This is a genomic window from Vibrio sp. 10N.222.47.A9 (assembly GCF_963872585.1).
GTDB lineage: Bacteria > Pseudomonadota > Gammaproteobacteria > Enterobacterales > Vibrionaceae > Vibrio > Vibrio splendidus.
The window spans coordinates 12,581-36,569 of sequence record NZ_CAWNBB010000078.1 but is presented as its reverse complement, the minus strand read 5'-3'; the positions used below and the strand labels follow the sequence as shown (position 1 = coordinate 36,569).

At 45.7% G+C, this 23,989-nt stretch carries 22 protein-coding genes and 1 riboswitch; of the genes, 11 read left to right on the top strand and 11 right to left on the bottom strand.

Features of this window, described 5'->3' with window-relative positions:
• Positions 1 to 203 precede the first annotated feature (203 nt).
• The 8 genes from AACT19_RS22755 (at position 204) to thiH (ending at position 8,487) form a co-directional block, all read left to right on the top strand.
• Complete coding sequence (locus AACT19_RS22755; protein WP_076648922.1) at positions 204 to 1,586, top strand: multicopper oxidase family protein; 1,383 nt, start codon at positions 204 to 206, stop codon at positions 1,584 to 1,586.
• 100 nt (positions 1,587 to 1,686) lie between these two features.
• Positions 1,687 to 2,070, top strand: a complete 384-nt coding sequence (gene crcB / locus AACT19_RS22750; protein WP_004736665.1) for a fluoride efflux transporter CrcB — start codon at positions 1,687 to 1,689, stop codon at positions 2,068 to 2,070.
• Between the two features lie 62 nt (positions 2,071 to 2,132).
• Positions 2,133 to 2,231: riboswitch (TPP riboswitch) on the top strand.
• A gap of 134 nt (positions 2,232 to 2,365) precedes the next feature.
• Positions 2,366 to 4,315 (top strand): phosphomethylpyrimidine synthase ThiC, encoded by a 1,950-nt coding sequence (gene thiC, locus AACT19_RS22745; protein ID WP_076648920.1) that lies wholly within the window; start codon positions 2,366 to 2,368, stop codon positions 4,313 to 4,315.
• Positions 4,315 to 5,607: a thiamine phosphate synthase gene (locus tag AACT19_RS22740; protein ID WP_076648918.1), complete on the top strand. Its 1,293-nt coding sequence runs from the start codon at positions 4,315 to 4,317 to the stop codon at positions 5,605 to 5,607. Before thiC ends, AACT19_RS22740 begins: the two co-directional genes overlap by 1 nt.
• Positions 5,597 to 6,379, top strand: a complete 783-nt coding sequence (locus AACT19_RS22735) for a HesA/MoeB/ThiF family protein (RefSeq protein WP_076648916.1) — start codon at positions 5,597 to 5,599, stop codon at positions 6,377 to 6,379. Before AACT19_RS22740 ends, AACT19_RS22735 begins: the two co-directional genes overlap by 11 nt.
• Entirely contained in the window at positions 6,376 to 6,585 is a 210-nt protein-coding gene (gene thiS, locus AACT19_RS22730) for a sulfur carrier protein ThiS (RefSeq protein ID WP_010440653.1), read from the top strand. The genes AACT19_RS22735 and thiS overlap by 4 nt, the downstream gene beginning before the upstream one ends.
• Positions 6,586 to 6,587: 2 nt before the next feature.
• On the top strand, positions 6,588 to 7,352 hold the full coding sequence (locus tag AACT19_RS22725) for a thiazole synthase (protein WP_012605073.1): 765 nt from the start codon (positions 6,588 to 6,590) through the stop codon (positions 7,350 to 7,352).
• A gap of 7 nt (positions 7,353 to 7,359) precedes the next feature.
• The gene (thiH, locus tag AACT19_RS22720; protein WP_076648914.1) at positions 7,360 to 8,487 is read left to right on the top strand and encodes a 2-iminoacetate synthase ThiH; all 1,128 of its coding nucleotides are present in this window, start codon (positions 7,360 to 7,362) and stop codon (positions 8,485 to 8,487) included.
• 142 nt (positions 8,488 to 8,629) lie between these two features.
• Here the strand turns inward: thiH and AACT19_RS22715 are convergent, their stop codons facing one another.
• Together AACT19_RS22715 and AACT19_RS22710 are read right to left on the bottom strand one after the other, a co-directional pair.
• On the bottom strand, positions 8,630 to 10,420 hold the full coding sequence (locus tag AACT19_RS22715; RefSeq protein ID WP_076648912.1) for an aminopeptidase P family protein: 1,791 nt from the start codon (positions 10,418 to 10,420) through the stop codon (positions 8,630 to 8,632).
• Between the two features lie 122 nt (positions 10,421 to 10,542).
• Positions 10,543 to 11,484 (bottom strand): LysR substrate-binding domain-containing protein, encoded by a 942-nt coding sequence (locus AACT19_RS22710; protein ID WP_004736656.1) that lies wholly within the window; start codon positions 11,482 to 11,484, stop codon positions 10,543 to 10,545.
• A 101-nt stretch (positions 11,485 to 11,585) separates the two neighbouring features.
• Here AACT19_RS22710 and AACT19_RS22705 point away from each other — a divergent pair, with 101 nt between their 5' ends.
• Both AACT19_RS22705 and tsrA read left to right on the top strand, forming a co-directional pair.
• A complete protein-coding gene (locus AACT19_RS22705) occupies positions 11,586 to 12,785 on the top strand; it encodes a multidrug effflux MFS transporter (protein ID WP_029222012.1) in 1,200 nt (399 codons plus the stop codon).
• A gap of 102 nt (positions 12,786 to 12,887) precedes the next feature.
• Entirely contained in the window at positions 12,888 to 13,169 is a 282-nt protein-coding gene (gene tsrA, locus AACT19_RS22700; protein ID WP_004736654.1) for an H-NS-like global regulator TsrA, read from the top strand.
• A gap of 86 nt (positions 13,170 to 13,255) precedes the next feature.
• Here the strand turns inward: tsrA and AACT19_RS22695 are convergent, their stop codons facing one another.
• The 4 genes from AACT19_RS22695 to AACT19_RS22680 all read right to left on the bottom strand — a co-directional run bounded on the left by AACT19_RS22695 (position 13,256) and on the right by AACT19_RS22680 (position 15,665).
• Entirely contained in the window at positions 13,256 to 13,714 is a 459-nt protein-coding gene (locus tag AACT19_RS22695; RefSeq protein ID WP_004736653.1) for a DoxX family protein, read from the bottom strand.
• Between the two features lies 1 nt (position 13,715).
• Positions 13,716 to 14,483 (bottom strand): HvfC/BufC N-terminal domain-containing protein, encoded by a 768-nt coding sequence (locus tag AACT19_RS22690; protein WP_076648910.1) that lies wholly within the window; start codon positions 14,481 to 14,483, stop codon positions 13,716 to 13,718.
• On the bottom strand, positions 14,480 to 15,340 hold the full coding sequence (gene bufB, locus AACT19_RS22685) for an MNIO family bufferin maturase (RefSeq protein ID WP_076648908.1): 861 nt from the start codon (positions 15,338 to 15,340) through the stop codon (positions 14,480 to 14,482). The genes AACT19_RS22690 and bufB overlap by 4 nt, the downstream gene beginning before the upstream one ends.
• Before the next feature lie 64 nt (positions 15,341 to 15,404).
• Positions 15,405 to 15,665 (bottom strand): BufA1 family periplasmic bufferin-type metallophore, encoded by a 261-nt coding sequence (locus AACT19_RS22680; RefSeq protein ID WP_004736650.1) that lies wholly within the window; start codon positions 15,663 to 15,665, stop codon positions 15,405 to 15,407.
• A gap of 264 nt (positions 15,666 to 15,929) precedes the next feature.
• On the opposite strand from AACT19_RS22680, the gene uvrD reads away from it, so the two are divergent.
• Positions 15,930 to 18,104 carry a DNA helicase II gene (gene uvrD / locus AACT19_RS22675; protein WP_017077758.1) on the top strand — a complete coding sequence of 725 codons (2,175 nt, stop codon included), beginning with the start codon at positions 15,930 to 15,932 and terminating at the stop codon, positions 18,102 to 18,104.
• Positions 18,105 to 18,276: 172 nt separating this feature from the next.
• On the opposite strand, the gene tpx is transcribed toward uvrD, so the two are convergent.
• From tpx to rarD, 5 genes are all read right to left on the bottom strand, one after another.
• Positions 18,277 to 18,774 (bottom strand): thiol peroxidase, encoded by a 498-nt coding sequence (gene tpx, locus AACT19_RS22670; RefSeq protein WP_004736648.1) that lies wholly within the window; start codon positions 18,772 to 18,774, stop codon positions 18,277 to 18,279.
• 784 nt (positions 18,775 to 19,558) lie between these two features.
• On the bottom strand, positions 19,559 to 21,316 hold the full coding sequence (gene ggt / locus AACT19_RS22665; protein ID WP_076648906.1) for a gamma-glutamyltransferase: 1,758 nt from the start codon (positions 21,314 to 21,316) through the stop codon (positions 19,559 to 19,561).
• A 91-nt stretch (positions 21,317 to 21,407) separates the two neighbouring features.
• Positions 21,408 to 22,070: a LysE family translocator gene (locus AACT19_RS22660; protein WP_076648904.1), complete on the bottom strand. Its 663-nt coding sequence runs from the start codon at positions 22,068 to 22,070 to the stop codon at positions 21,408 to 21,410.
• A gap of 99 nt (positions 22,071 to 22,169) precedes the next feature.
• Positions 22,170 to 22,964, bottom strand: a complete 795-nt coding sequence (locus AACT19_RS22655) for a helix-turn-helix transcriptional regulator (RefSeq protein WP_017081539.1) — start codon at positions 22,962 to 22,964, stop codon at positions 22,170 to 22,172.
• An 86-nt stretch (positions 22,965 to 23,050) separates the two neighbouring features.
• Positions 23,051 to 23,959 carry an EamA family transporter RarD gene (gene rarD / locus AACT19_RS22650; RefSeq protein ID WP_009848190.1) on the bottom strand — a complete coding sequence of 303 codons (909 nt, stop codon included), beginning with the start codon at positions 23,957 to 23,959 and terminating at the stop codon, positions 23,051 to 23,053.
• Positions 23,960 to 23,989 lie beyond the last annotated feature (30 nt).

Sequence of the window (23,989 nt, the reverse complement as noted above, 5' to 3'; positions counted from 1 at the left end):
TTAATGGAATTGGTATTACTTTATATTTGTTCGATTTTTAGTCGATAATTCCTGCTTTTAATAAAACCTAGCCTTAAAAGTGTAAGTGCTCACTTATCCCAGCCTCTTTTATAAACAACCAACAGCACAATCCCCACTTCTTTATGAGAATTATTCTCAATATTTTGTTACATTTTGGTCGTTATTACTAAAAGGCAACAAATATGGATATTTCCCGTCGTAAGTTTATTCAATCATCTCTCGCTATATCCGCACTAACTGTTTTGCCCGCTTGTTCTATGAAGCAGTCTGTTGATGGGCAAGGTAAGTATGTTTATGACTTAACTGCTGAACCTTCAACGGCTGAGTTAGTCGCAGGATTTGATACCAATGTTTTAGCTTTTAATGGACAGATCCCAGCTCCGACGATTCGATGTCGACAGGGTGAAAAGGTCACAATTCGTTTTACGAATAAGCTATCAGAGCCGACGACTATCCATTGGCATGGCTTAAGAATTCCTATCGAAATGGACGGTGTTCCCTTCTTAAGTCAGCCACCGATCATGCCAGGTGAAACATTCATTTATGAGTTTACGCCGCCAGATGCTGGCACATTTTGGTATCACCCACATATGAATAGCGTTAAACAACTTGGTATGGGTTTAGTTGGCCTTATTATCGTAGAAGAAAGCACTCCCGTGCAGTTTGACGAAGAACACGCATTGATGCTTAAACATTGGCATATCGACAAGCAAGGTCAATGGAAAGAATTAATGATTCCCCGACTCAGTGCTCGTATGGGTACTCCAGGAGAGTGGAGCAGCGTCAATGGTGTTCATGAACCTGTATACCAATTAAAGCAGCACGCAACGACTCGACTGCGTATTGCGAATGTCGATAATACGATCACTTATCCTATTGCTATCGAAGGGGTTGATGCATGGGTGATTGCCATTGATGGTAACCCTGTGAAAACGCCTTATAAACTTACTCAACATAAAATTGGTCCGGGTATGCGTGTTGATATCGGACTGGTCGCTCCTAAAGCTGGTGAGCGAGTTAACGTTCTCCAAATGAAGGGGCGTTTCCCATTTTCTTTGTGTGAATTTGAAGTCGTAGATTCAGCATTTACTCAAGAGCGAGTGTTACCATTATTACCATTGAATCCAGTACCTAACCTAGATCTTGCTAATGCTGAAGAGATCGATTTCGTGTTCGAGTGGGAGGGTGCGGTTTCACCTGTATCTAAAGATGGTAAATCGATGCCTAAATTTTGGCTTACTAATAAACGAGCGTGGGAGGGGATGAGCAAAGACAATATCCCTGAGCCGTTGGCGACTTTAGAGCTAGGTAAGACTTACATATTCGATCTTAAGAACGTCACTCAATATCATCACCCGATTCATATTCATGGTCATACATTCACTGTATTGGAACTTGATGGTAAAAAAATTGAAGAACCTTTCCATACCGATACTGTGTTACTTGGAAAGAATGGTCGAGCGAAAGCCGCATTTGTTGCCGACAACCCAGGACGTTGGATGTATCACTGTCATGTTATAGAACACATGAAAACGGGTTTAATGGGATATATCGAAGTTAAGTGACACCTGTAACGTTTAATATTTGCGCATGCATTCTTAGTTTCTACCCTCGCTTTTATCGGCGTTAAAGCTAGAATATAGGGATTATTGTTAGGGAGGATTCATGGGTCAGTTATCTATTCTAGGTTTTATCGCCATCGGTGGCGCGTTTGGTGCTTGTTCACGTTACTTGATTTCAGAGTTATGCGTTGTGATGTTAGGACGTGGTTTTCCTTACGGTACGTTGACTGTTAACGTGATTGGCTCTTTGATTATGGGATTGCTCATCGCCGCGTTTGAAAATGAGATGGTCGCGACGGAACCGTGGAGACAAATTATCGGTCTTGGTTTCCTAGGAGCACTGACTACATTTTCTACGTTTTCTATGGATAACGTACTTCTTATGCAGCAGGGCGCTTTCTTTAAGATGGGACTCAATGTGCTACTCAACGTGGTACTCAGTATTTCAGCCGCATGGATCGGCTTCCAACTTTTGATAAAGTCTTAAAACTTTCTTACGATTTGTTAACAACTCGGCTTGGTTTATCCAAGCCGTTTTTATATACTCGATCGAACTTGTCGGAGTGCCATATGGCTGAGACCGTTAACTCGGGATCCGTTGAACCTGATCAGGCTAATACCTGCGAAGGGAACAAGAGTAGATATCTAACTAGAATCCTTCTAGAGATCTATCTCCAGATCACAACTGTATTTCTTACCGTGATCCCTCTTGTAGCATCTAATCCGTCAAGCATTTTTATCCCTATAAATAATGGCTAAAATAAAAGCCAAGGAAAAATGCTATGTCGACTCGTAAACAAGCAAGACTGGAAGCGAAGAATTTCATTGATTCTTTATCCGTACAACCCTATCCAAACTCAAAAAAAGCTTACATCCAAGGATCTCGAGAGGACATTCAAGTCCCTGTCCGAGAAATATCACTCGCTGATAGCCTTGTTGGTGGTACCAAAAAAGAGCCTGTATTCGAATCTAATGTACCCATTCAAGTTTACGATACCTCAGGTGTTTACACAGACCCTACACATCAAATAGACCTGTATAGCGGTCTTCCTAAGTTGCGAGAGCAATGGATTGAAGAGCGTGGTGATACGGAACTGTTAGACGACGTAAGCTCTGTTTACACCAAAGAACGTTTAGACGATGAAACTCTAGACGACCTTCGCTACGGCAACCTGCCTAGAATTCGTCGCGCGACAGACAACCAATGTGTTACTCAGCTGCACTATGCTCGTCAGGGTATTATCACACCTGAAATGGAGTACATTGCCATACGTGAGAACATGGGACGTCAGAAATTCGCTGATGAGCAGCTGAACCACCAACACCCTGGCCATAACTTTGGCGCAAACCTGCCGAAAGAGATCACCCCTGAGTTCGTGCGTAAAGAAGTCGCTGAAGGCCGAGCTATTATCCCTTCAAACATCAACCACCCAGAATCAGAACCGATGATTATTGGTCGTAACTTCTTAGTGAAGGTGAACGCTAATATCGGTAACTCTTCAGTAAGCTCTTCGATTGAAGAAGAAGTTGAGAAGCTAGTTTGGTCAACTCGTTGGGGGGGCGATACCGTAATGGACCTCTCAACTGGCCGTAATATCCACGAGACTCGCGAGTGGATTCTGCGTAACAGTCCAGTGCCGATTGGTACAGTTCCTATGTATCAGGCGCTTGAAAAAGTGAATGGCGTTGCGGAAGACCTTAACTGGGAAGTAATGCGTGATACCTTGATTGAACAAGCAGAGCAGGGTGTTGATTACTTCACTATCCACGCAGGCTTACTGCTTCGTTACGTACCAATGACCGCTAAGCGTGTGACTGGTATTGTCTCTCGTGGCGGCTCCATCATCGCGAAATGGTGTCTTGCTCATCACCAAGAAAGTTTCCTTTATACCCACTTCCGTGAGATCTGTGAGATCTGTGCGAAGTACGATGTTGCTCTGTCATTAGGTGATGGTTTACGCCCGGGCTCAATTGCAGATGCCAATGATGAGGCTCAATTCTCGGAGTTACGTACTCTAGGCGAGTTGACTAAAGTGGCTTGGGAATACGACGTTCAGGTGATCATTGAAGGCCCTGGACATGTACCAATGCACCTGATTAAAGAGAATATGGATGAGCAGTTAGAACACTGCCATGAAGCGCCTTTCTATACTTTAGGTCCACTGACGACAGATATTGCCCCTGGTTATGACCATATTACCTCTGGAATTGGCGCTGCCATGATTGGTTGGTACGGCTGTGCGATGCTATGTTATGTCACACCTAAAGAGCATCTCGGCTTACCAAATAAAGAAGATGTGAAGACTGGCCTGATTACATACAAGCTTGCTGCACACGCTGCTGACCTCGCTAAAGGGCACCCGGGCGCACAAATCCGAGATAATGCATTATCAAAGGCACGTTTTGAATTCCGTTGGGAAGACCAATTTAATCTAGCTTTAGATCCTGAAACCGCGCGTTCTTTCCATGATGAAACTCTGCCACAAGAGTCGGGCAAGGTTGCTCACTTCTGCTCAATGTGTGGACCTAAATTCTGCTCGATGAAGATCTCTCAGGAAGTCCGAGAGTATGCGAAAGACACCGAACAAGTGGCCGCGGATCAGGCTATCGAGATTAAGATGCTAGATAATCCGCTGGAAGGGATGCGTCAGAAATCACAAGAGTTCCGTGATACTGGCTCTGAACTTTACCACCCTGCAGTAGGTGCAAAAGAAGCTCAATTAGAGGAATAATGACAGTGAAGATACTCATCCCATCTCAAAATATTGAGTTAACGGGAGAGGTGCAGAACTGTCTATTGGTTGCTAAGCGACAAGGCTTGGCAACCGATGCAGTTGAGTTGGGTGTAAGCCCAACTCAATACTTCTCTATCGTTGACACTCAGCAGGCGTTATCTATTGGCTTTGCTCATGATGTTGATTCATTGGCGGAGTGTCAGCTAGCGAAACTGAACCACGTTGTTGATTACAGTAGTTCAGTCGTGCTAACTGACGTTTGTGATGCTTTTACACAAACTCCGAATACCATCTACATCGGTGTCTCAGATGCTTCAGCTGTACTGGATATCTGGTCACACCGGGATGCTAATCGTGCTATCAAGAGTGAAACTACAGCTCATCAGGAGTTAGATAATCACGGCCACTTTGCTTGGTTACTTACTTTGTTGGCACTGGAATTCCCATTAGAGGACGCATTGGTTTTAGCTCGCGCATCGTCCAATGTTTCACGTGGAACATGGCCAGCACATTACCAAAACTTTCCAGTTCCAGTTTTGGAAGATGAGCGACTGGATATTAGTGTTGGTTGGGCGCACCAAGGAGCATCACTTTCGTTCCCTGAATTGAGCAAGAGTAGCCTAGGGCTATACCCTGTGGTTGATGATGTTGAGTGGATCGAAAGGTTGCTCAAGCTTGGAATCAACACTGTTCAACTACGTATTAAAAACCCGCAGCAAGCGGACTTAGAACAACAAGTTGCGCGATCAATCGAGCTTGGTCGAGAGTATAACGCTCAGGTTTTTATCAATGACTATTGGCAGCTTGCACTCAAACATGACGCATTTGGTGTTCATTTGGGGCAAGAGGATATTGAAGAGTCAAACCTCTCACAGTTGAGCCAAGCAGGTATCAAGATCGGTCTCTCGACTCATGGCTATTACGAGTTGCTCCGCATTGTTCAAATCAACCCAAGCTATATTGCGCTAGGGCATATCTTCCCAACAACAACTAAACAGATGCCATCAAAGCCTCAAGGTTTAGTTCGTTTATCTCTGTATCAACAGCTGATTGATACTATCCCATACACAGACCAACTCACTGGTTATCCGACGGTTGCTATTGGCGGTATTGACCAAACGACAGCTGAGCAGGTGTGGGAGTGTGGGGTATCGAGCTTGGCGGTGGTACGTGCGATTACATTGGCGGAAGACCCACATAAAGTGATTGAATTTTTCGAAAAACTGATGGCACCTAAATCTCCAACTCTTAAGGAAGAGGTTATGCAGGAGCCTAGCTATGCTGAGTGACTTTGAATTCATTCGTTATCAACGACAAATTGCGTTACCTGAAGTGGGTGAGCAAGGGCAACGCAACCTACTAAATAGTCATGTGTTGTTGATTGGTTGCGGTGGCTTAGGTAATGCTGCGGCTCTTTACCTGGCTGCTTCTGGTGTTGGAAAGATCGTGCTGGTCGATGATGATTGTGTCGATTCATCGAACCTGCAACGACAGGTCGCGTTCAGGGAAAATCAGTTAGGTTCGCCTAAGGTTGAAGCTCTCAAGCAACAAGTGAGTGAACTCAATGGTCGCAGCCAAGTAAGAACCATCAATCAACGAATGAGTGAAAGTCAGCTTGAGCTTGAAGTGATGCTAGCTGACTTAGTGTTGGATTGTACTGACAACTTCGAGTCACGCCAGCAGGTTAACCAAGCATGTTTCAGCGCGAAGACCCCTTTGATTTCTGGTTCTGCAATTGGCTGGAAAGGCCAGTTTATTGTATTTGATTATCAGAATCAGAAAGGGTGTTATCACTGCTTGTTCCCGTTCAGACATCATCCACAAACGACTCGTTGTAGCGATAGCGGCATCATAGGCCCAGTTGTTGGCACCATAGGTAACCTTCAAGCTTTGGCTGCTATTCAACGTCTAACTCATGGTGAGTTTCAGGTCGCAACACACCAACTCAAACTGTTCGATGGCCAGACGATGAATTGGCAAAACCTTATGGTCACTCAAGATAGTGAATGTCCTGTGTGCAGTGCGTCTGTAGTTAAGCATTTAGAAGAAGATATCCAATGAGCCATATAACGATCTCGATAAACGAACAATCAGAACAAGTAGCACACTCGTCGTCTCTAGCGGACATTATCCAAGTTCTAGCATTACCTGATCTAGGTTGTGTATTTGCTATCAATAATGCGGTTGTCCCTCGTAGTCAGTGGCAACAAACGGTCGTTAATGAAGGCGACGCTATATCTCTTTTCCAAGCCATTGCAGGAGGCTAACCATGTTAACCATCGCAGATAAAACGTTTCAATCTCGACTCTTCACTGGAACTGGTAAGTTCGCCAATAAGCATTTGATGGCGAGTGCTATCGAAGCTTCAGGTTCTCAATTGGCAACCATGGCGCTGAAGAGAGTTGATATTCGCTCTGAGCAAGACGACATTTTACAACCCATCATTGATGCTGGCGTGAACTTACTACCGAATACATCAGGCGCTAAGAATGCAAAAGACGCCATCTTTGCTGCGCATTTGGCTCGTGAAGCACTGGGTACAAACTGGCTTAAACTAGAAATTCACCCAGATCCAAAGTACTTGATGCCAGACCCAATTGAAACGCTTAAAGCCGCTGAGCAACTGGTCAAAGATGGCTTTGTTGTGTTGCCTTACTGCCATGCCGACCCAGTATTGTGTAAACGCTTGGAAGAGGTGGGTTGTGCGGCAGTTATGCCGTTGGGTGCGCCTATTGGTTCAAATAAGGGTATTGCGTCTGCAGACTTCTTAGAGATCATTATCGACCAAGCGAATGTCCCTGTGATTGTTGATGCGGGCATTGGCGCGCCATCACATGCTGCACGTGCAATGGAAATGGGCGCAGACGCAGTGTTAGTGAATACCGCAATTGCTGCTTCTCAACAGCCGGTTGAAATGGCAATTGCGTTTAAGTTGGCAGTTGAAGCGGGGCGTATGGCTTACCTTGCTGGACTTGCAGGAAAAGTATCTCACGCGGTTGCTTCAAGCCCGTTAACTTCATTCCTAGACGAGTAGTAGTGCTATGACGTTTGTTGATCGATTTAAACAACTCAACTGGGATGACATTGGTATGTCTATCTTCAGTAAAACGGCAGCGGATGTTGAACGCGCTCTGAGTAAACCCAAACGCGACTTAGAAGACTTTAAGGCGCTGATCTCTCCGGCGGCAGAACCTTACCTAGAGCAGATGGCACAACAATCTCTGGCACTAACTCGCAAGCGATTTGGCAATACGATGTCGCTTTATATTCCTTTGTACCTGTCTAACCTATGCGCTAACGCGTGCACGTATTGTGGTTTCTCGATGGAGAACCGTATCAAGCGCCGCACGCTTACTTTGGATGAAATCGATGCCGAAAGTACGGCGATCAAAAAGATGAAGTTTGATAGTGTTTTGTTGGTCACCGGTGAACATGAAACTAAGGTCGGGATGAATTACTTTCGACAGGTGCTGCCGAATATCAAAAAGCAATTCAACTACCTTGCGATGGAAGTGCAGCCACTTGATCAACATGATTACGCCGAACTTAAAACTCTCGGCCTAGATGCTGTTATGGTTTACCAAGAGACTTATCAGCCAAGAACTTACGCTGAGCACCATCTACGTGGCAATAAAATGGATTTTGAATACCGTCTTGAAACCCCTGATCGCCTAGCAAAGGCGGGGATAGATAAGATCGGTATTGGTGCCTTGATTGGTTTGGAAGATTGGCGAACCGACTGCTTTTTTGTTGCTGCCCACTTAGATTACTTAGAGCGTACTTATTGGCAAACACGTTACTCGATTTCATTCCCACGTCTTCGTCCGTGTGAGGGTGGAGACTCTAGTGGTGGATTACAGCCTAAATCAATCATGAACGATAAACAGCTGGTTCAGCTTATCTGCGCATATCGGCTCTTGAATCCTGAGGTCGAGTTATCCCTTTCGACCCGTGAATCGGCAACTTTCCGTGATAACGTGTTGCCTTTGGGTATCACTAGTATGTCGGCAGCGTCAAAAACCCAACCCGGTGGTTATGCTTCGGGTGAGGAAGAACTCGAGCAGTTTGAGATCAGTGACGAGAGAAGTGCTGCTGATGTTGAGTCGATGATTCGTCAGCGTGGTTTCGACCCAGTGTGGCGTGATTGGCACAGTGCCTATTCTGGTTAATCAATGTTTGGTTGATGTTCCACGTGAAACATCGATGTAATGATACAGGCAAATAAAAACGGCTACCTTTGGGTAGCCGTTTTTCTATTTGCTATTTAACTTAGTACGTTCGTTTTGGTTCAGCTAACAGCTTAGTGAAGCGTTAAGCGTGAGCCAATGGAGTGGTTGATTGGCGTAACCATTCCAATATATCACCTTCAACTAATGGGCTAACGTCGTTCCAAACTTTCTGATGGTAATCGTTCAGCCATGCCAGTTCAGGTCGTGTTAGCAAATCAACATTGATGTTGCGCTTATCGATAGGGCAACGTGTTAGTGACTCAAAGGTTAGTACTGAGAAATCACCTTGAGTTGGCAGTTCAACCACGAGCTCTAGGTTTTCGATGCGGATACCAAATTCATCAGCACGGTAGTAACCCGGCTCGTTCGATAACACCATACCTTCAACTAGAGGTACGTCGATCAGCTTCTTAGAGATGCTTTGCGGTCCTTCATGAACACTTAGGAAGTGACCAACACCGTGACCAGTACCGTGGTCGTAGTCGAAGCCTTCTGCCCATAAGTGCTGACGCGCTAGGATATCCAGTTGGAAACCACGAGTACCTTGTGGGAAACGTGCACGTGCAATGCCGATGTGACCTTTAAGTGCGAGAGTGAACTGTTGAATCATTTCGTCGCTTGGTTGGCCAATCGCGATAGTACGAGTGATATCGGTTGTACCATCTAGATACTGGCCGCCTGAATCGACTAGGTACAGAGTATTCATCTCTAACTGACCTGGTTCAGGTTGGTTCTCGTGGTTGTAGTGACACATTGCTGCGTTACCGCCTGCAGCTGAAATCGTGTCAAAACTTAGGTCCATCAGTGTTGGGTCTTGTTCTCGGAATGATTGTACTTTGTCAGCCAATACCGCTTCGTTGTGTAGGTTACCTTGCGCGACTTCTGCATCAATCCAAGATAAGAATTTCGCCATCGCAACACCATCACGAACGTGACACGCCTTCATACCTGCAATTTCAGTTTCGTTTTTAGCGGCTTTTGGCATTAGACATGGGTCTGCTGCTTCAATGATGTGAGCGCCAGCGTTTTGTAGAACAAGCGTGTACCAAGCATTGCTCGTGCCTGAATCGACAGACACATTTTTGCTTTCTAAAGATTGAAGGCGCGCTTCAAGCTCTGATGGGGGAGAAACGCGAATACCATTACCAACGTGAGCTTCAAAGCCAGCCGGGATGCGTGCTGGGTCTAGGAAGAAATCGACGCTTTCATCAGCGTGAATGATTGCATTAGACAACACAACAGGTAGGCGTGATACGTCCAAACCACGAATGTTGAGTAACCAGCAAATAGAGTCTAGTTCAGTAAGGATTGCGGCATCTGCACCTTTGGCTTTTAGTAGGCCTGCAATTTCAGCGCGTTTGCTTTCACTTGATTGACCAACGGCGTCTGTTGCCATTAGGCGAACATCAGATACCACAGGCTCAGGGCGATCAGACCAAAGCTCATCAATTGGGTTTGCTGAGAGCGTTGTTAGCTCAACTTTCTCTGCTAGTTTTGCTTGTGCGCCTTTCAACCACGCCGCGGTGTGCATGCGTGGGTCGAATGCAGCCTTACTACCTTGTGGCAATGAATTGATGATCCAATCTAAAGCCGGTTCTTCAATAAGGTGGCGATACTCAAATAACTCTGCTGGTACTTGCTTACGAACCTGAACGGTGTAGCGACCATCAACAAAAATAGCAGCAGTTTCACGAGTGATAACAGCGGCACCTGCAGAGCCAGTGAAACCTGTTAACCAGTGAAGTCGCTCGTTATGAGCGGGAACGTATTCACCTAGATATTCGTCTTCGTGTGGAATGATAACGGCATCTAGGTTGTTTGTTTCAAGCCAAGCTCGAACCGCAGCAACGCGTTCAGCAGTGATATTATGCATCTATGTTTATCCTTATTGTTAGGGTCCTTGTTAACACTCACAGTCGATATACATGCGAGGGGACTTATTAGGTCAATAAGCTAGCGCTTTTGTTCGTTTGCTGCAAACGCTGTACGCCATTTTTATCTAAGGTGCAGAGTTTTTTCTTTGATGATATCTCGCAACCAAGTTAAGGCTGGGTCATTTTCTCTGTCACGATGCCAAAACAAAGTGTATGCCATCGGTGGGAATTCCATTGGTAAAGGAACAACCACTAAGTCGAGTTGCTTAGCGACGAGGTAAGTAAAGTGGCTTGGTGCGGTAAACACAAAGTCGGTGTAGGTACACAGGCTTGCGGCGCTATTGAAGTCTGGAACAGAAATCGCGATATCACGTTGATGACCAAGGTCGGCAAGTTTGTAGTCAAGCAGCCATCGATCGTTCCCATCACATCTTACTTGTACATGACGCTGCGCAAGGTAGGTTCCCAAATCCCATTTACCGCTCAGAGCAGGGTGGTTACGCCTTAAGACACACATCTGTGCATCACGGTAGATCTCTTGTTCGCAGATGTCGTCTGGCGGCAGCATAGTTAAGCGCGCGTCGTTGATGTCGATGTCTTTGCCTGTGAGTCCGATATCTAACTCCCCAAGCTGTAGCTTCTTAAAGGTTTGTTCGGTCCACGCGTGGGTGTTGATATTGACCTTAGGTGCTTGTCGAAATATCGCCGGTAAGAAGTGAGGAAGAATCAGCGGGTACACACTCTCAACGGCAGCAATGTGAAAGCTGTGGTCACTATTGTTGGGAATGAATGTCTCAGGCTGAGTGAGAACATCAAGTTGGTTGATCAACGTTTCTAACCGAGGCTTAAGGAAAACAGCTTTCGGTGTTGGTCGTAGGCCATGAGCACTTCGTGTGAAAAGAGGGTCATTAAATTGTTCACGAAGCTTAGCTAGCGACTTACTCACAGCCGATTGACTCAAGCACAATCGATGCGCAGTGCGAGTGACACTCAGCTCTTCCATCAGCACCTGCAAGCAAACCAGTAGATTGAGGTCGAGGCGTGATAGTTTCTCGATATTCATGTGAGTTTCCTATTTGGAATAATGCTAATGAGTATATGCCATTTTTGTTCATATCTTTAGTTGGTTATTATGCACCTAAATTAACTCATTCGGAGAATCTTGTGCCTTCTAACGCGCTTCCAACCCCTAGTAAACTGCAGGTTGCTTTATTGGCAATGCTGGTTCTATTTAGCCCTTTGGCTATAGATATCTATCTTCCAGCTCTGCCACAAATTTCAACAGCGTTTCACGTGGAACACGCACTAGCACAAGATACGATTACTTGGTTTTTATTCGCCATGGGTGTCGGGCAATTATTTGCAGGCCCTTTGGCTGATAAGTTAGGACGTCGAACCGTTGCATTGGGAGGTGTTAGTATCTATGCATTGAGTGCTTGCTTGGCGTGGGCAGCTCAATCGATTGATATGATGCTAATAGCTCGGCTGCTACAAGGCTTAGGAGCTTGTGCGACTTCTGTAGCAGCCTTTGCGACGGTTCGCGATCTATTTGGCCCTGAGAAAAGTGGCCGTATGATCAGTTACCTCAATGGTGCAATTTGCTTTATTCCTGCACTAGCACCGATTCTTGGTGCTTGGTTGACTCAACAGTTTGGCTGGCGCTCGAACTTCAGCTTTATGGCTGTGTTCGCTGTCGTGGTTGGCACCATTTTGTTTTTCCAAATGAAAGAGTCTAATCCAGCGACAGAAAAGGTCGCGGTTTTCAAATTAGAGCGTTACTGGTCGGTATTGAAAACACCATCATTCATCTTCCATGCAACCTTATGCTTGATGGCGATGGCGGTCATTCTTGCTTACGTTACCTCTGCACCTGTTGTGCTGATGGAAAACCTAGGTTTGACGATGAATGAGTTTACGTTCTGGTTTGGTATTAACGCGGTTATCAACATCACGGCTGCATTCACTGCGCCGAAGTTTATGGATCGTTTTGGTACTTACAAAGCATTGGTTGTCGGTATTTCAACGCTTGGCTTAGCGGGTGTGGTTATGTTGGTGCTTGCTGAGCATGCTAGCGCGATCGCATTCATGCTGCCGATTTTCCTATCTTCAGTTGGCTTCGCTTGGATTCTTGGTGCCGCAGCCGGTAAGGCACTTGAACCTTTTGGTGACCGTGCGGGTACCGCAGCTGCGTTGCTTGGCTTGTTCCAAATGAGCGGTTCTGGACTGCTTGTTGGTACGATGCAACGTCTTGATTTAACGTCTCAAGTGATGATTGCGCTGCAAATGTTCCTTATTGTTCCTGCATTGTTGGTGCTTGCGAGCAAAGCGGGTAAGTCATGGCACACGACGTTTGCTAAGGCATAAGTCTCAAGGGTGACAAAATATACAAATGGCGGTTTGCGAAACGTTAAAACATGGTATATTTGTCACTCATTGAAACGTTAGTCCCCAACGGAAAATACTGTAATGTCATTAACAACCTACGAAATGGCGCGCATCTTAGAACAAATGGAAGATGCACCTGAAAAGGTCATGTTTGGTAAATTGCTTAAAGAGCTAGGAAACCAAAGTGAAGAGCGTATTCGCAGTGCGGCAAAACAAGTTCCAATTGATACTTTGCGAGATATCATTTACCAATTTCAACGCGTGGTTGAATCTCGTAAAGGTGAACAAGTTCAGCTACTAGCAAAAGAGCTAGCCGAGCAAGGTATCTCTGCTGAAGAGCTACAAGCTTTTCTAAACAAGTAGTTTATTCCAGATAAAAAGAAACCACTCAATTGAGTGGTTTTTTGCGTTTTGGACCTATGTAAATTTAGAGACCATGGAAAAGAGGTTTAGTTTTTGAACTGCGCTTTTAAGATTCTATCAAGTGAAAATGGTCCAGCTCCCCATACCACGACGATAAGAATCATTAATCCCCAAAGCTGATGATCATAGAAGCCTTGTGCCCACAATACAGGGTATGACACGACGGCCATGATATTGAAAACGAACAGCACTGCAGCCATTGGTCGGGTTAACAAGCCAAGCGCTAAGAATACCGGCAGAATCAATTCAGCTGCGGTACCCATGTAAGCGGCCAATTCCCAAGGCAAAAGAGGCACTTGGTATTCCAATTCAAACAAGTAAAGGGTGCTATCCCAAGTGGCTATTTTGGTGAGTCCTGAATTAAAGAAGACCCACGCCACCCATAGGCGACAAAACAGAAGTAGTACGGGAACAAAAAGTGCCTGTGATTTCTCAATCAAACTGTCGTATTGAGCCATCATGTTCGTGACTGTGTTGTTATCCATATTATGTCTCCAATTCGGCATTGATTGAAAAGCCTGAGATGACGTTCAGTGTCATGACAGTATTCAGATGTTGTAGTAGTAAAGGGTCTATCGCTGAGAGCGTTTGACCCGATTGAAATTCGGTTAACAGTTGGTGGCTTTCTTGCGTCAAACTATGGCTCTCAATCTGTGAGTTTTCCGCTCGGATTAACACCCCAAATTCAGGTTGGTTGATGTCTAACCCATCGAGTTGTTGCTGATAGATAGCCTGCTCAAGCGCGATAATCATATAGCTAGAATTAATTAGCGTTATTGAATCTTTGAGATGAAAGACTAAAGCACCTTGTTGTTCTTGCGGTACATCAGCTAAACGAGAAAGAGGACGTTGGTCGACATGTGATACTGAAACGCATCTCACCAAGCTATCTTTTTGCCATTCATACAAAGCTACTTCAGCGAGATAAGGTGCAGCCTCGATAACAGCAGGAAAGGCTTGGATAGTTTGTTCAAAGTGTTCACCGTAACCACTGACGTCACCAGAGGTTGATGGATAACTTAAGACATGTAGACGAGCCATTTGTTGGAAGCACTCTTCACCAACCAACATTTCAGTCAGTGGATACGTAGCAGCCAGTACTTCACTCAAGCTAATCACAAAATTATTTCGGTAGATCTGGATGCGCTGTTCATCGGAAAAGTGGTCGCTCACTATGTCGCAGTGCTCACCATTGTTTTGATAGCGTAGGGCGTTAGCAAACTCCGATTGCACATTAGCTAAAGAGTGGCTCATGATGCGCGACTCCTTTGGTTGAACTTGTCGTGTTGATACAAAATATCACTGGCTTTGGCCGCTTCAGCCAATAAAATTTGTGGCTCTGGGATATCTAAATCCCACTCTATCAAGGTATGGCGCGAACCATGTTGTTCTATCCATTGCGTGTAGAGTTGCCACACTTCGTCACAGACAGGCTTGCTGTGGGTGTCTATCCAGATCTCACCTTGTTCGAGTTTCTTTTTGGTAAAACCTGCCAAGTGAATCTCTTCCACTTTGTCTGCTGGTATTCCATTGAGATACTCTTCACAGCTGAAACCGTGATTAAAAGATGAGACAAAAATATTATTGAAATCGAGCAGTAGGCGACACTCGGTACGCTTTTGTACCTCGGCTAAAAATTCCCACTCTGGGATGGTTGAATGTTTGAAGGCAAGGTAGCTCGATGGATTTTCAATCAGCATAGGGCGTTGCAGGCCGTCTTGAACCTCGATGACATTGCGGCAGAAGACTTCTAACGCCTCTTCGGTATAAGGCAGCGGTAACAAGTCATTGAAGTAGTGACCGCCGGTCTGACTCCAGCTGAGATGATCAGAAACCAAGAAGGGCTCGATATCATCAATCAGGTCTTTTAACTGCATCAGATGATGTTGATTGATGCGCTCAACAGAACCTAGCGACAATCCAACGCCGTGACAACTTATGTTGTGTGCGTGACGAATCTCTCTCAGTTGTTGACGTTGCGGTGATTTCGCTAAAAAGTAGTTCTCGCTGTGCACCTCTAACCAACTCACTAAAGCTGGGTTTTGGCTAAAGAAGTCCAAGTGCGGTGTTCTAAGGCCAACCCCTGCGTTGGGATGAAGAGTTTGAGTCACAACTATTCTCCTAATGGAAAGTGGAGGTGAGCTGAATGTCAGCTCACCATACTAAGCAGCTCAATTATGATGATTGAGTATTACCACCTGATAATTTGCCACACAGTCCTTTAGGAACGACCACGAATGCATCGGATTGGTTGTCTTCTTTGGCTGTACCCGCACATGAACTTGTTTTGGTTGCACAATCATTTTGGCCAGCTTTTGCAACGCCGTAGCATTTCTCTTTTGCTGCTGCTTCCGCAGGTGCTGATGTAAGAACTGCACCGCCGAACGCTAGTACACTTGTGATTGCAGCTGTAACAGCAAGATTAGAATTTTTCATAGTCATTCCCTCTAGGACTTAATAGTATTTTTATATCGCAGGTTAATAAGTTGTTAACTTGCTTACTAAAAAGGATAGGAAGAACTCGGAAATAATTTCACTGCATTATAAAAAATATCAATATTAATGATGTGTTGGCTATTAAGTTACTGATTGTATGATGTTATTTTTTGATTGTTTTTTCTTCTTATTATCCTAAACGCAGCCTAGTGTTTAGGTTATAATCAGCTTTTATGTATAAATACCCAGTAGTGAGCATATCCAATGATAGATCCTTCGCTTTTACTCGATGGCCTAAACGATAAACAACGTGAGGCGGTCGCAGCACCTTTAGAAAACCTACTTATTCTGGCAGGTGCTGGCAGTGGTAAAACGCGAGTGTTGGTGCATCGCATCGCTTGGCTGCAAAGCGTAGAGCAAGCATCGCCGTTCTCTATCATGTCGGTTACCTTCACCAACAAAGCGGCAGCAGAGATGCGTGGTCGTATTGAAGAGTTGATGATGGGTAGCTCGTCAGGCATGTGGAACGGTACCTTCCACGGTATTTGTCACCGCATCCTTCGTGCTCACTACCTCGATGCAAAACTGCCAGAAGATTTCCAGATCATTGATTCAGATGATCAGATTCGTTTGCTACGTCGTTTAATCAAGGCGCAAAACCTTGATGAAAAGCAGTGGCCTGCTAAGCAAGCTTCTTGGTGGATCAATGGCAAGAAAGACGAGGGATTACGCCCAAATCACATCGACGCCTACCATGATCCAATAACTCAAACGTGGTTAAAAATTTACTCTGCTTACCAAGAAGCATGTGATCGTGCTGGCTTGGTCGACTTTGCGGAAATCTTGTTGAGATCGCATGAACTATTGCGCGATAAGAAACACATCCGAGAGCACTACCAAGCCCGCTTCAAGCATATCCTTGTCGACGAATTTCAAGATACCAACAACATCCAATACGCTTGGTTACGTATGATGGCGGGCCCAGATTGTCGCGTGATGATCGTGGGTGATGATGACCAATCTATCTATGGCTGGCGTGGTGCCAAGATTGAAAATATTCAGAAGTTCTTGGATGAATTCCCAGGTGCTTCAACGGTTCGACTCGAACAGAACTACCGTTCAACCAAAACCATTCTGCAGGCGTCGAACGAGCTTATCTCGAACAACACCGAACGTATGGGTAAAGAGCTTTGGACCGATGGCAACGATGGTGAGCCAATCTCTGTTTACTCGGCTTATAACGAGCTCGATGAAGCGCGTTTCACGGTCAGCAAAATCAAAGAGTGGCAAGAGAAAGGCGGTGCGCTAGAGGATACCGCGATGCTGTATCGTAATAACGCCCAATCGCGTGTTCTTGAAGAAGCTTTGATTCAAGGTGGTCTACCTTACCGAATCTATGGCGGTATGCGATTCTTCGAGCGTCAAGAAATCAGAGATGCCTTGAGCTACCTGCGCTTAATGAGTAACCGCAGCAATGATGCGGCATTCGAACGTGTCGTCAATACACCAACGCGTGGCTTGGGCGATAAAACGTTAGAAACGATTCGCCTTGCGGCGCGTGACCGTGGTGCAACCATGTGGCAAGCCAGTATTGCTCTGATAGAAGAGCAAGTGCTCCCAGGCCGTGCTGCGGGTGCATTGAGCCGCTTTATCGAGCTTATCAATGCGCTTGAAGATGACACGATAGAACTGAGGCTTCATGAGCAAACCGACCACGTGATCAAATCGTCGGGCTTGTTTGCGATGTACGAGCAAGAGAAAGGCGAGAAGTCGAAGGCACGTATTGAGAACTTGGAAGAATTAGTTACGGCAACGCGTCAGTTTGAAAAACCAGAAGAAGCGGATGAAATGAGCATGCTAACAGCATTCTTAACTCATGCGGCTTTGGAAGCGGGCGAAGGCCAAGCTGATGAGTTTGATGATGCGGTTCAGTTAATGACTTTGCACAGCGCCAAAGGCCTAGAGTTCCCAATGGTATTCATGGTTGGCGTTGAAGAAGGTATGTTCCCAAGTCAGATGTCTGCAGAAGAAGCAGGGCGCTTAGAAGAAGAGCGTCGCCTGTGTTACGTAGGCATGACGCGTGCGATGGAGAAGCTTTACATCACTTACGCTGAGATGCGTCGTTTGTACGGTCAGGATAAGTACCACAAACCGTCACGCTTTATTCGTGAACTACCAGAGACCTGTCTGGATGAGGTTCGTATGAAAGCGCAAGTGAGCCGTCCTGCAAGCAGTGGCCGCTTTAGCCAAACCGCCGTGAAAGAGAACTTTAACGAAACAGGTTTTAGTTTGGGTTCTCGCGTTAAGCACCCTAAGTTTGGTGAAGGCACTATCATCAACTTCGAGGGAAGTGGCCCGCAGAGTCGAGTTCAAGTCGCGTTTAACGGTGAAGGCATCAAGTGGTTAGTAACGGCTTATGCTCGTTTAGAACAGTTGTAATCTGCTACTTCAGCATGTAGAAAACAGTTCGATATCTGAAACTATTCAGCATTGAAAAGTAATCCGTATAAAAAACAGAAAGAGCAGCCAATGGCTGCTCTTTTTTTATTGCTCGATACCGACCTAAATTAGGTTAATATGAGCTGAAGACATTGTTGCCTCAAAGTGAGACTTACAGTGCTGCAAGTGCCGCTTCGTAGTTTGGTTCTTCAGTGATCTCTGCAACTAACTCGCTGTGTGTTACCACACCTTTTTCATCAACAACGACAACTGCACGTGTTGTTAGGCTTGCTAGTGGGCCTTCAGCAATCGCCACGCCGTAGTCTGATGCGAATGCAGGAGAACGGAAAGTTGAAGCGTGTTGAACGCCTTCAATGCCTTCTAGTTCGCAGAAACGGCCAGCGGCAAACGGTAGGTCAGCCGAAATACAAACAACAACCGTGTTCTCAAGTTCTGCTGCTTTTGCGTTGAACGTACGTACGCTCGTTGCACAAGTTGCTGTGTCGATGCTTGGGAAGATGTTTAGAACCACTTTCTTGCCTTCAAGAGAAGCAAGAGTCAGTTCAGAAAGGTCGCCTGCAGTCAGTGCAAAGCTTGGTGCTTGTTCGCCAGTTTGTGGGAATGTGCCTGTTAGTGGTACAGCAGCGCCTTTGAAGGTAACGTGTGACATGAATTTGTCCTTAGTTTAATTATGGTTATGAAACTAGTTGAGCCTAGTAAGACTTACGTTACTCGGAAGTGGTTAAGAAGTGAATGCTTTAAATGTCAGAATTGTAATTAAAGGTCTTTGATTTATTTGTTTGAGAGAAGAATAAGTGAAACGACAGATAAAGAAAAACCCCGAGAGCTTGCGCTCATCGGGGTCTATAGTCTTACTCGCAGCAATCCGGCTACTAAGTGTGCTCCATGCATCAAATCCATGATAGTGTGCTGTTATCCTTCAGCGTATTCCTTTCGTCGCCTTCCTAGCGGTGTCCTTGATCTTATCCTGATCTGCCAACAATCCTCGTTAGCGCGCGTCACTTGTTCCTTGAGCGGTGTCCTTTACATCATCCTGATGTTCAGTCCTTTCCTCGTCCAGAGGTGTCCATTGTCTTTCCTTAGTAGCAACCATCCTAGTTACTATTGCGTCCATTCAATGTCCATTTCGCTATCCATGCCGATTATTCATCCTGAGTAATCGAATCTTCATCCTGAAGATAACCAAGTCCTTGGCGTTTCCTGTTCCGTGTCAGCATCCTTCCGACACCATTCATATTACCGATTCCTTATTTATCAGCAATGGTGCATAAGCGAATTTCTATATAATTATTTGAATGATAAATATACATATCGTTTTATTTCAATTGGTTAGGGAATCTAGGTGACTAATTTCGTCATCAAATATCGATATTTACTCACTGCCTTGTGAGAGATCTCGCACAAGGTAGCGAGTAAAAAGGGAGGATTATTCCCTACTGACCAATGGCTGCACCTTCACGACGAGGGTCTGCAGCACCTTCTAAACCATCTTTTGTGATGCGAATCGCGTGTAAACCAGAGTTAAGATCGCGAACGTTGACCTCAAATCCCATCTTTTCTAGCTCAGGTTTGAAGTTTTCCGCCGATGTTCCTTTTTCCAAATCTAAAGTACCGAAGCGGTTTAGGAAGTGCGGTTGGTTGATGGCTTGCTGAATATCCATGTCCCATTGGGTATGCGCAATGATCGCTTGTGCTACATAACCTATGATACGGCTGCCACCGGGAGAGCCAATCGCCATGTAAGGTTTATCGCCTTGCATGATGATGGTCGGTGCCATTGAAGAACGTGGACGCTTACCCGGTTCAAGTCGGTTGGCGATAGGCTTACCATCGTTATGGGTCTTGAATGAGAAATCCGTCAGTTCGTTGTTGAGTAGGAAACCCCTTACCATCAAGCGTGAGCCAAAGGCATTCTCAATGGTGGTGGTCATCGACACGACATTGCCATCGCTATCTACAATATTGAAGTGGCTGGTGGACGGCAATTCAATAGAAACATCTTGGCTTCTCTGCATCGCGTGATCCCACGGCGGTGTGCCTGAAGATGCGCTTGCCAATGCCTTACCTGCGGTAATTAACTGAGCACGTTCCTGCAAATAGTCAGTATTCACTAACCCTTGGGTAGGCATTGGCACATAATCTTGATCCGCCATGTACATACCACGGTCTGCAAAGGCTAGGCGAGAAGCATCTGCTAACACTTGCCAAGATTTCGCGTCGTTTGGTCCCCATGATTTGAGGTCAAACTGCTCGGTCATCGCTAAGATCTGCCCAACCGTTAATGCACCTGAACTTGGTGGACCCATTCCGCACACTTGGTAGCTCTCATAAGCGGAACAAACCGGCTCGCGCTGCTTAATCGAATAAGCGTCGAAGTCTTTCTGTGCTAATACGCCCGGGTTACCTTTCGCGGTTTGCACGGTATTGATAATGTCGGCAGAGATCTTACCTTGGTAGAAGGCTTTAGCACCATCCTTCGAGATAGCGTTTAACGTTGCCGCGTATTCAGGGTTCTTAAGTTGCGTGCCAGCGGCTTTCGGGCTGCCATCAGCATTGAAGAAGTAGGCTTTGGTAGTGGCAAAGCGGCTTAGTCGCTGTTGGTCATTTTCAATCAAGGTGGCTAAACGTGGACTAATAGTAAAACCTTCTTCAGCCAGCTGAGCAATAGGCTTAATCAGTGATGCCCATTCGAGCTTGCCGTACTTCTGGTGAGTGTCCCACAGCAATTGCACCGTGCCTGGCGTGCCAACAGAACGACCGCCAACCACGGCATCATAGAATTTAAGCGGTTGTCCGTTTTCGTCTTGGAATAGACGTGGTGTGGCATCAAGTGGTGCAGTTTCACGGCCATCGTAGGTTTTGAGTTGCTTGTCCTTGCCATCAAAATAAACAAGGAACGCGCCGCCCCCAATACCTGAAGACTGAGGTTCCACTAAGCCAAGCATAAGCTGCACAGCAACCATGGCGTCTATCGCGTTACCACCACGAGCAAGTACATCAGCACCGGCTTGTGTGGCAAGAGGGTTGGCCGCGGTGACCATCCAATCGTTGGCTTTAACGAGCTGTTTGGTTTCTAAACCACTACTTTGTTCGGGTGCGACGGAATCGGCAGCTTGATTTGCCCAACTGACGTGAGAGGCAAAAAGTAGGGTAGAAGTGGCGAGGGTTGTTAGTTTTGTTTTCCACTGCATGATCTTCTCCTTTTAATATGCAGAGCTAGATTGGCAGTGGAAAGATGAGATAGCCAGAGTGTTGTTAACGAATTGTAATCTTGATTCGAATTTAAGCGATTAAACCGGACAGCGACTGCCAAAGAATACTCACGCCAATAAGGCTGAATACCACGCCACATAAGCCATCGATGTATACCGTTGCTTCGCTGAGTTTCTTTTGCAATGCCTTAGTCGAAAGCATCCACGCCAGTAGTGAGAACCAAAACAGAGACAGACCAAATAGGATGATAAGCGCAAAGCCTTTACCTGATAGAGACATGTCGGCAGGCACTAGGCTCGACATCAAGCTGATAAAGAACACCAAAGCCTTTGGGTTGAGAATATTGGTCGCAAACCCTTTCGAAAATGCCTGACGCTTATTGGTCAGAATCAGATCGTTGGAATTGACGATATCGGCATCATCATCGTGGTTCTGAATGATTTGCCAGGTTGCTTTAAGTGCTCCGTAACCTAAGTACAGTAAGTAGCTACCGCCGGCTAGTTGGATAATGGCAAATAATGTCGGTTGTTGGTGGACTAGGTAACTGATTCCCGCCAGGCTCAGCAATGAGTGCAGCAAGATCCCGCAAGATAAACCAAGCGCAATGTACAAGCCTGTCTGTCGTCCGTGACGCGTCGCATTTTGCACGACTAACGCAAAATCAGGGCCGGGGCTCATCAAAGCGATGAAGTGAATAGAGGCTAGGGTGATCAGTATGGTGACTTCGTTCATCGTCAGTTCTCAATAACGTTGCCGCTATTTTTAAATAAGTAATCGTATTGAGCGTAGCTTACCGCGATTTGAAATCGAGCAATTGTAAATTATCAACACTTAGTTGATTTGTGACGGTGGGACGCCGAACGTGGTTTTGAAAGCCTTAGAGAAGTGTGCTTGATCATAGAAGCCTACTTGGTGCGCGACCTTGGTACCACATATCCCAGACTTAATCAGACGCATGCTCTGTTCCATACGTAAACGGCTCAGCCATGCATAAGGCGTAATGCCCATTCTGTTTTTAAAATGGCGTTGGAATTGAGTCGTGGTTAAACCACACAACTCAGACAATTGTTCTAATCGCACTGGTTGATCCAAATTCGCCATTAAATAGTCTTTTAGCGTATCAATCGATTGATTACCCAGTTTGATGTCACTCTTCGATCCAAATTTCGCATAACGATCGACAATCGTCGAGAACCCTTCGAAAGGTAAGCAATCTTGAGCGAGCTGGCTGATGTTTTGATGGATTAATAGGCCGTGTAAGTTGCGCAATTGTGAAAATGCAGCTTGATCGGAGAGGATCAACTCAGAAAAGCCTAATGTGTGACCATTTTGCTTGGGATCGGCAAGATCTTGAAACCATTGGGGAGAAACTGCAAACACACTGACTTGATAACCCGAATCGAGTTTGGAGTGCCCATCATGCAGCTCATCGGGTGGCATGATAACAACTTGGCCAGCACCAACATTATGGCTCGTCCCTTTATAGACGAATTTCTGTTGTCCTTGGGTAATTAAACCAATGTGAAAGTCCAAATGATAGTGGCGCTGAAAAGCAAACTCTTGGTATTGAGCTTGGATCAGGCTGATATCTTCTGTTGGGGTAGAGTAGTAGTGGACTTTATCCATGGTACAAAAAAGCTTGGTTAAATAGTCATCAATTCAACCAAGCTTATCTTCGTATTAAGGGATTGTCTTGTAAAAAACGATCAGTGTTACTGCTTAGCGCGTTTGTTCTTTCTGTTGTTACGCAGACCGTCAAAGCTGAATATCACCAACGCTCCCCAAATAAAGGCGAAGGTAATCGCTTTGTCACTGGTAAACGCTTCGCCATAAATCAGCACCGCTAACAAGAACATTAAGCTTGGTCCAATGTACTGGAAGAAGCCGAGGGTCGATAGCTTCAAGCGTGTTGCAGCGCCAGTAAAGCACAGCAGTGGAATGGTGGTAATAACACCAGCCGCAACCAATAATAGATTGAGTTGCATCGGGTTCATTGAGAAGTCCGAGGTTGGGCTATCAGCAATAAACAGTAGGTACGTTGCTGCGAGAGGCAACATAACCAGAGTCTCAATGAACAAACCTGTTTGCGCTTCTAAGCTCACCTTTTTACGCAGTAAGCCATAAAAACCGAAGCTAAAGGCTAGGGCAATGGCGACGATCGGCACTGAACCGAAGGCAATTAATTGGATTAATACGCCAATCGCAGCAAGAGCCACTGCAAACCATTGCAGCTTACGTAAGCGTTCGCCGAGGAAGAGCATCCCGAGCAACACGTTAATCAGTGGGTTGATGTAATACCCCAAGCTGGCATCAAGCATGTGATTGGAATTCACCGCCCAAATAAAAATAAGCCAGTTAGCGCCCACCAAAATAGACGTCGCCACCAAATAGAGCATTTTTGGTTTCGAGGTCAGGGTGTCGCGGACTTTACGCCAGCTGCGGCCAATGTGCAGTAAGAAAGCGAGTAGGAAAAAGGACCATACTACACGGTGGCTAAGGATCTCTAACGGGGAAACGTCACTTAAAGATTTGAAATATATAGGGGCGATCCCCCACATGGTGTAGGCGCCGACGGCAAGCAAAACTCCCTGGCGCGTACGTTGTTGTTCTTCCTGTGTCATGCATCTTTCTCTAGCACTGAGTGCTTATTA

Excerpts from the sequence above, each read along its gene's own strand:
- thiS (WP_010440653.1), top strand. The coding sequence starts at position 6,376 with ATGAGCCATATAACGATCTCGATAAACGAACAATCAGAACAAGTAGCA.
- AACT19_RS22715 (WP_076648912.1), bottom strand. The coding sequence starts at position 10,420 with ATGCATAATATCACTGCTGAACGCGTTGCTGCGGTTCGAGCTTGGCTT.
- AACT19_RS22695 (WP_004736653.1), bottom strand. The coding sequence starts at position 13,714 with ATGGATAACAACACAGTCACGAACATGATGGCTCAATACGACAGTTTG.
- thiC (WP_076648920.1), top strand. The coding sequence starts at position 2,366 with ATGTCGACTCGTAAACAAGCAAGACTGGAAGCGAAGAATTTCATTGAT.
- crcB (WP_004736665.1), top strand. The coding sequence starts at position 1,687 with ATGGGTCAGTTATCTATTCTAGGTTTTATCGCCATCGGTGGCGCGTTT.
- AACT19_RS22690 (WP_076648910.1), bottom strand. The coding sequence starts at position 14,483 with ATGAGCCACTCTTTAGCTAATGTGCAATCGGAGTTTGCTAACGCCCTA.
- tsrA (WP_004736654.1), top strand. The coding sequence starts at position 12,888 with ATGTCATTAACAACCTACGAAATGGCGCGCATCTTAGAACAAATGGAA.
- AACT19_RS22725 (WP_012605073.1), top strand. The coding sequence starts at position 6,588 with ATGTTAACCATCGCAGATAAAACGTTTCAATCTCGACTCTTCACTGGA.
- AACT19_RS22710 (WP_004736656.1), bottom strand. The coding sequence starts at position 11,484 with ATGAATATCGAGAAACTATCACGCCTCGACCTCAATCTACTGGTTTGC.
- AACT19_RS22740 (WP_076648918.1), top strand. The coding sequence starts at position 4,315 with ATGACAGTGAAGATACTCATCCCATCTCAAAATATTGAGTTAACGGGA.
- AACT19_RS22655 (WP_017081539.1), bottom strand. The coding sequence starts at position 22,964 with ATGGATAAAGTCCACTACTACTCTACCCCAACAGAAGATATCAGCCTG.
- thiH (WP_076648914.1), top strand. The coding sequence starts at position 7,360 with ATGACGTTTGTTGATCGATTTAAACAACTCAACTGGGATGACATTGGT.
- AACT19_RS22660 (WP_076648904.1), bottom strand. The coding sequence starts at position 22,070 with ATGAACGAAGTCACCATACTGATCACCCTAGCCTCTATTCACTTCATC.
- tpx (WP_004736648.1), bottom strand. The coding sequence starts at position 18,774 with ATGTCACACGTTACCTTCAAAGGCGCTGCTGTACCACTAACAGGCACA.
- AACT19_RS22735 (WP_076648916.1), top strand. The coding sequence starts at position 5,597 with ATGCTGAGTGACTTTGAATTCATTCGTTATCAACGACAAATTGCGTTA.
- AACT19_RS22755 (WP_076648922.1), top strand. The coding sequence starts at position 204 with ATGGATATTTCCCGTCGTAAGTTTATTCAATCATCTCTCGCTATATCC.
- uvrD (WP_017077758.1), top strand. The coding sequence starts at position 15,930 with ATGATAGATCCTTCGCTTTTACTCGATGGCCTAAACGATAAACAACGT.
- rarD (WP_009848190.1), bottom strand. The coding sequence starts at position 23,959 with ATGACACAGGAAGAACAACAACGTACGCGCCAGGGAGTTTTGCTTGCC.
- ggt (WP_076648906.1), bottom strand. The coding sequence starts at position 21,316 with ATGCAGTGGAAAACAAAACTAACAACCCTCGCCACTTCTACCCTACTT.
- AACT19_RS22680 (WP_004736650.1), bottom strand. The coding sequence starts at position 15,665 with ATGAAAAATTCTAATCTTGCTGTTACAGCTGCAATCACAAGTGTACTA.